The following is a 5,607-nucleotide window of genomic DNA, read 5'->3' as shown; positions in this document are numbered from 1 at the left end:
CCATAGAGCAGCAGCAGCACGGCCGCATCGCGCGCTGCCACCCACGGCTGGCGGGCGGCATCCTCCACCACCGCCACCAGCTCGCGCACATCGGCCGGGCTGACAGCGCGCGGCAGGCGGCGGGGCTGCTTGGGGGCCTTCAGGGCGGCGATGGCATCGCAGGGCAGGCCCTCGTGCCGGCGCGCCCAGGCGAGGAAGGTCTTCAGCGCAGAGACGTCTCGGGCGAGGCTGGCCGCCGCCAGGCCCTCGCCGCGCCGCAGCGCCAGAAAGCCGCGCAGGTCTGCCACAGCCAGCGCCCCCAGCTGGCCGCCCACCACCGGGCCGCCAAGATGTCGGATGAGGAAATCTTCGAAGCGTTCGAGCGTCAGCCCATAGGCGCGCAGCGTGTGCGGCGACAGCCGGCGCTGGTCGCCCAGGTGGGCGAGGAAGCGCCCGATCAGGGAGGCCAAGGGCTCCCCTGCGGCGCTCAAAGGATGCTTTGCCCGGTCTTCGCCCAATCGGCGAGGAAAGCGGCCAGGCCCTTTTCGGTCAGCGCATGGCCGGCCAGCGCCTTGATCACCGCCGGCGGCATGGTGGCGACATCGGCACCGATGCGCGCCGCCGCCAGCACATGGACGGGGCTACGCACGCTGGCGACGAGGATCTGCGTCTTGAAATCATAATTGTCATAGATGGTGCGGATGTCCTGGATCAGCTCCATGCCGTCGTGGCCGATGTCATCGAGGCGGCCGACGAACGGCGACACGAAGGTCGCGCCGGCCTTGGCGGCGAGCAGCGCCTGGTTGGCCGAAAAGCACAGGGTCACGTTGGTCTCGACCCCTTCGGCGGTCAGCGCCTTGCAGGTCTTGAGGCCATCGATGGTCAGCGGCAGCTTGATGCAGATGTTGGGCGCCAGCGCGCGCAGCACCGCCGCTTCCTTCATCATGGTGGCGTGATCGGTGGCCACCACCTCGGCCGACACCGGGCCGTCGACGATCCCGCAAATCTCCTTCACCACCTCCAGAAAGCTGCGGCCCGACTTGGCGATCAGGCTGGGATTGGTGGTGACGCCATCCAAGAGCCCGGTGGCGGCCAGGTCGGCAATCTCGGCAACGTCGGCGGTATCGGCGAAGAACTTCACGGGCGCGGTTCCTGATCGGCAAGCGGGTGATTCGGGCCGTTCATAACGCAAAGCCGCCCGCCTGTCCTACGGCCTGCCCGGCATGCTAGGGTGGCTGGATTTTTATCCAACAAATCCAACAGGAAAGGCCCAGACCATGCGTCCGCTCCACTTCGCGCTGCCCGGCCGCCTGCCGCTGGAAACCAAGGCGGCACCCGATCCGCTCGCCCTGCCCTGGCTGGCAACGGCGCGAGGCTTGCTGGGCCTTGCCGAAGTGGCCGGGCCGGCGGCCAATCCACTGATCATCGGCTGGGGCCGGCGCCTGAAAATCGACTATCGAAGCGACGAGACCAGCTGGTGCGGGCTGTTCGTGGCGCACTGCCTGACACAAGCGCTGCCGGACGAACCGCTGCCCGACGGCCTGCTTTCGGCGCGGCGCTGGCAGCGTTTCGGTATTGCCTGCCCGGTGCCGCAGCCGGGCGCGGTGATGCTGTTCTGGCGGGTGGCGCGCAGCGACTGGCGCGGGCACGTGGGCTTCTATGTCGGCGAAGATGCGGCCGCCTATCACATCCTGGGCGGCAACCAGGGCAACCGGGTGAGCGTGGCGCGCTTTGCCAAGGCGCGCCTGCTCGGCGCGCGCTGGCCGAGCACCGCCCCCGCGCCTGCTGGCGGGCCGCGCCTGTTGCGCGCCGACGGCCGGCTGTCGGTCAACGAGCAATAGGCCGCTTCAGGCGGCGGCAAACTGCTTCTTCAGCTCGGTCTTCAGGATCTTGCCGTTGGCGTTCCGCGGCAGCGGCTCGTGGCTGAAGTGGATGGCAACCGGCACCTTGAAGGCGGCCTGCCGCGCCGCCACGAAGGCCCGCAACTCCTCCTCGCTGGCGGTGCCGCCGGGCTTCAGGGTCACGAACGCCACCGGCTCCTCGCCCAGCGTCTTGTGCGGGCGGCCCACCAGCGCCGCGTCCATAACCGCCGGATGCTCGTAGAGCGCGTTCTCCACCTCGACGCAGTAGATATTCTCGCCGCCGCGGATCAGCATGTCCTTGGCCCGGTCGATGATGTAGCAGAAGCCTTCCTCATCGATGCGGGCGAGGTCGCCGGTGCGCACCCAGCCGTCGATGAAGGTGGCCGCCGTGGCCTCGGGCTTGTTCCAGTAGAGCTTCACCACGTTGGGGCCATAGCCATAGAGTTCGCCCACCTGGTTGGGGCCGAGCACCTTGCCATCGGCATCGCGCACCTGAAGGTCGCACACCGGAACGGCAGGCCCGCAGCTGTCGGGCCGGTGTTCATAGTCTTCGGCCATGTGGTGGGTGAAGGTGGCGCTGGTCTCGGTCATGCCCCAGCCATTGCCGGGCTTGGCCTTGAACTGGCTGGCGATCTGGCGGACCAGTTCGGGCGCCGATGGAGCGCCGCCATAGGAGACGGTGTCGAGGCTCGTCAGGTCATATTTGTGGCGATCGGGATGCTCCAGGATCTGCCAGGCGATGGTGGGCACGCCGCCGGCCGAGTTGCAGCGTTCGCGTTCGATCAGCTTCATCGCCTCGACCACGTCCCACTTCTTCATCAGCACCAGCTTCACGCCGCCGACCATGCTGGGGTTCAGCACGGCATGGCAGCCGGTGGCATGGAAGAAGGGCACGCTGAGCAGGGTGGCCTTCTGCGGCGCATTCGGATCGGCCACCGGCGGCTGCTCCCCGCGGCGCAGGAAGCTGCGTTGCTGGCTGCAGGCGCTGGCCATGATGTTGGAACAGATGTTGCGGTGGGTGCCGAGGGCGCCCTTGGGCTTGCCGGTGGTGCCGCTGGTGTAGAAGATGGTGGCATCATCCTCGGGCTGCAGCGCCAGCGCGTCCTCCGGGATCGCGCGGTCAGGCAGGGACGCCCAGGTGCCGGGCGGGCCGATCACCGTTTCCAGCCGCACACTGCGCGGGTCACCAAGTTCCGCCTCGCTGGCGCGGGTGACGTAGATTTTCTCGAGCGCCGGGCAGTTGGGCAGATGTTCGGCGATGCGGTTGTAGCGCTCGGCATCGATCAGCAGCACCTTGGTGCCGCTGTCGGTGAGGCCATATTCCAGTTCGCCGCCGGTCCACCAGGCATTCAGGGGCGTGACGATCGCCCCGCACAGAGTGGCGGCATAGAAGGCGACCGGCCATTCAGGCAGGTTGCGCATCACCACTGCCACGCGGTCGCCCTTCTGCACGCCGTCGGCCTTCAGTTGCTCGGCCAGCGCCAGCGTGGCGCGGGCGAAGGCCTCGAAGCTCACCCGGTCTTCATCAAGCACCAGGAAGATCTTCTCGCCATGGGCGCGCGCCGCGGCAAAGCAATGCGCCAGGCTGGCCGGCGCGTTCTTCCAGACCCTGGTGGGCCGGCCACGGATGACGACCGTCTCCATCTCCAGCGGTTGCCCCGGCGCGGTGAGCTGCGCATGCGCCTCGGCAATCGACATGGCTGGCCATGTGCCCATCTGTTCCTCCCCACTTGTCCCTTTGTGGCCACGTTGCCGCAATCCGCCGCCGCCCGCCAGCCTGACGAATGGGCGCAGTGGCGGCGCTGTCGCCGTGCTTGCCGCCAATGCCCGCCGGGGTTTAGGCTGGCGGCCAGAGAGATGGGAGACAGATGATGGCCACCGCCGCCCGTACCGACCAATGGGATGCCCGCGATGCCGCCGCGATGCGCGCCGTGCTGGATGCCCAGCGCGCCAGCTTCACAGCCGAGCTGCCGGTGGCCGCCGCCATTCGCCGCGACCGGCTGAACCGCGCGCTGGACGTGGTGCTCACCCACAAGGACCGCTTCGTGGCGGCGCTGTCCGAGGATTTCGGCCACCGCTCGACCGAGATGAGCCTCGTCACCGACATCATGGCGTCGGTCAAGCCGATCAAGCATGCATTGAAGCATCTCGATCAGTGGATGCGCCCCGAAAAGCGCAAGCTCGATTTCCCGCTGGCGCTGCTGGGCGCCAAGGCGCGGGTGGAATGGCAGCCCAAGGGCGTTGTCGGCATCATCAGCCCCTGGAACTTCCCGGTGAACCTCACCTTCGCGCCGCTGGCCGGGGTGCTGGCCGCCGGCAACCGGGCGATGATCAAGCCGTCGGAATATACGCCGGTCACCTCCGCCCTGATGAAGGAGGTGCTGGAAGCGGCCTTCGATCGGACCGAGATCGCGGTGATTACCGGTGGGCCGGAGGTGGGCCGGGCCTTCACCGAACTGCCGTTCGACCACATCATCTTCACCGGGGCGACCAGCGTGGCCCGCCACGTGATGGCGGCGGCGGCGAAGAACCTGGTGCCGGTGACGCTGGAGCTGGGCGGCAAGTCGCCCACCATCATTTCGCGCTCCGCCGACATCGCCCAGGCCACCGAGCGCGTGGCCATGGGCAAGCTGATGAACGCCGGGCAGATCTGCCTCGCGCCCGATTATCTCCTGGTGCCGCAGGAACAGGAGGGCGAGATCGTCGAAGGGCTGAAGGCCGCCACCGCGCGCCTGTATCCCACCATGCTGGCCAACCCGGATTACACCAGCGTGCTGGGCGCCCGCCACCGCGAACGGCTGGAAGCCCATGTCGAGGATGCCCGGGCCAAGGGGGCGGACGTGGTCGTGGTCAACCCGGCAAACGAGGATTTCTCGAAGCAGAACACCAACAAGATGCCGCTCCACATCATCCGCAATGCGACCGACGAGATGACGGTGATGCAGGAGGAGATCTTCGGGCCACTGCTCCCCGTGCGCACCTACAGCGCCATCGACGGCGCCATCGACGAGATCAACCGCCGCGACCGGCCACTGGGCCTCTACTGGTTCGGGCAGGATGACATGGAGCAGCGCCGCGTGCTTGACCGCACCATCTCTGGCGGCGTGACGGTGAACGACGTGATCTTCCACGTCTCGGCCGAAGACCTGCCGTTCGGCGGCATCGGCCCGGCCGGCATGGGGAATTATCATGGGGCTGATGGCTTCAGGGAATTCAGCCACCCGAAGGCCATCTACAGCCAGCCCAAGCTCGATCTGGCGGGCCTCGCCGGGTTCAAGCCGCCCTATGGCGCCAAGACCGCCAAGGCGCTGGCGCGCGAACTGAAGAAATGAACCGCGACGGCCAGTGCCTGTGCGGCGGCGTCCGCGTGGTGCTGGGCCGTGATCCGCCGGCCGTCAACATGTGCCATTGCGCCGATTGCCAACGCCGCAGCGGTTCGCCGTTCGGCATGGCGGTGTGGCTGATGGAAACGGACGTGACGATCAGCGGCGAGACCCGCGAATTTCGGCACCTCAGCGACAAGGGCCGGGAGCTGACCAACCGCTTCTGCCCCAGCTGCGGCAGCACCATCTGCTACACGGCTGCGCTCAACCCCGGCCTGGTCGCCATTCCGGCCGGGCTGTTCGCCGATCCCGACACGCCGCCGCCGCAGCGCAGCGTGTTCGAGGAACGGCGGCACCCCTGGGTCGCCGTGCCCGAAGGTGCCGTGCGGCTGCCGCGCGGGCGGGACGGTTAGGCAGGCGGCCGCGTTGCCACGAAGGCCGGC

Annotated in this window: 6 protein-coding genes; 3 read left to right on the top strand and 3 right to left on the bottom strand. The window is 68.1% G+C overall.

Translation table 11 applies throughout. The annotated features are described in order from the left end of the window. Together GJV64_RS10815 and fsa are read right to left on the bottom strand one after the other, a co-directional pair. Nucleotides 1-449: site-specific integrase (locus tag GJV64_RS10815; RefSeq protein ID WP_235927701.1), on the bottom strand; the 449-nt coding region annotated here is incomplete at its 3' end. 17 nt (nt 450-466) lie between these two features. After that, the gene (gene fsa, locus GJV64_RS10810) at nt 467-1,120 is read right to left on the bottom strand and encodes a fructose-6-phosphate aldolase (RefSeq protein WP_164157238.1); all 654 of its coding nucleotides are present in this window, start codon (nt 1,118-1,120) and stop codon (nt 467-469) included. A gap of 136 nt (nt 1,121-1,256) precedes the next feature. Here fsa and GJV64_RS10805 point away from each other — a divergent pair, with 136 nt between their 5' ends. Next, nucleotides 1,257-1,820, top strand: coding sequence for a TIGR02594 family protein (locus tag GJV64_RS10805; RefSeq protein WP_235927700.1), 564 nt, complete (start codon nt 1,257-1,259; stop codon nt 1,818-1,820). Nucleotides 1,821-1,826: 6 nt separating this feature from the next. Here GJV64_RS10805 and GJV64_RS10800 read toward each other — a convergent pair whose 3' ends face one another. Next, nucleotides 1,827-3,557, bottom strand: a complete 1,731-nt coding sequence (locus tag GJV64_RS10800) for a class I adenylate-forming enzyme family protein (protein ID WP_164157236.1) — start codon at nt 3,555-3,557, stop codon at nt 1,827-1,829. 155 nt (nt 3,558-3,712) lie between these two features. On the opposite strand from GJV64_RS10800, the gene GJV64_RS10795 reads away from it, so the two are divergent. Continuing rightward, a complete protein-coding gene (locus GJV64_RS10795) occupies nt 3,713-5,173 on the top strand; it encodes a coniferyl aldehyde dehydrogenase (RefSeq protein WP_164157240.1) in 1,461 nt (486 codons plus the stop codon). Next, on the top strand, nt 5,170-5,577 hold the full coding sequence (locus GJV64_RS10790) for a GFA family protein (protein ID WP_164157235.1): 408 nt from the start codon (nt 5,170-5,172) through the stop codon (nt 5,575-5,577). Before GJV64_RS10795 ends, GJV64_RS10790 begins: the two co-directional genes overlap by 4 nt. Nucleotides 5,578-5,607 lie beyond the last annotated feature (30 nt).

The sequence above is a fragment of the Sandarakinorhabdus rubra genome, assembly GCF_010994245.1.
GTDB classification, from domain to species: Bacteria; Pseudomonadota; Alphaproteobacteria; order Sphingomonadales; family Sphingomonadaceae; genus Sandarakinorhabdus; species Sandarakinorhabdus rubra.
The sequence above is the reverse complement of the archived record's forward strand: the minus strand, read 5'-3'. Positions and strand labels throughout refer to the sequence as shown.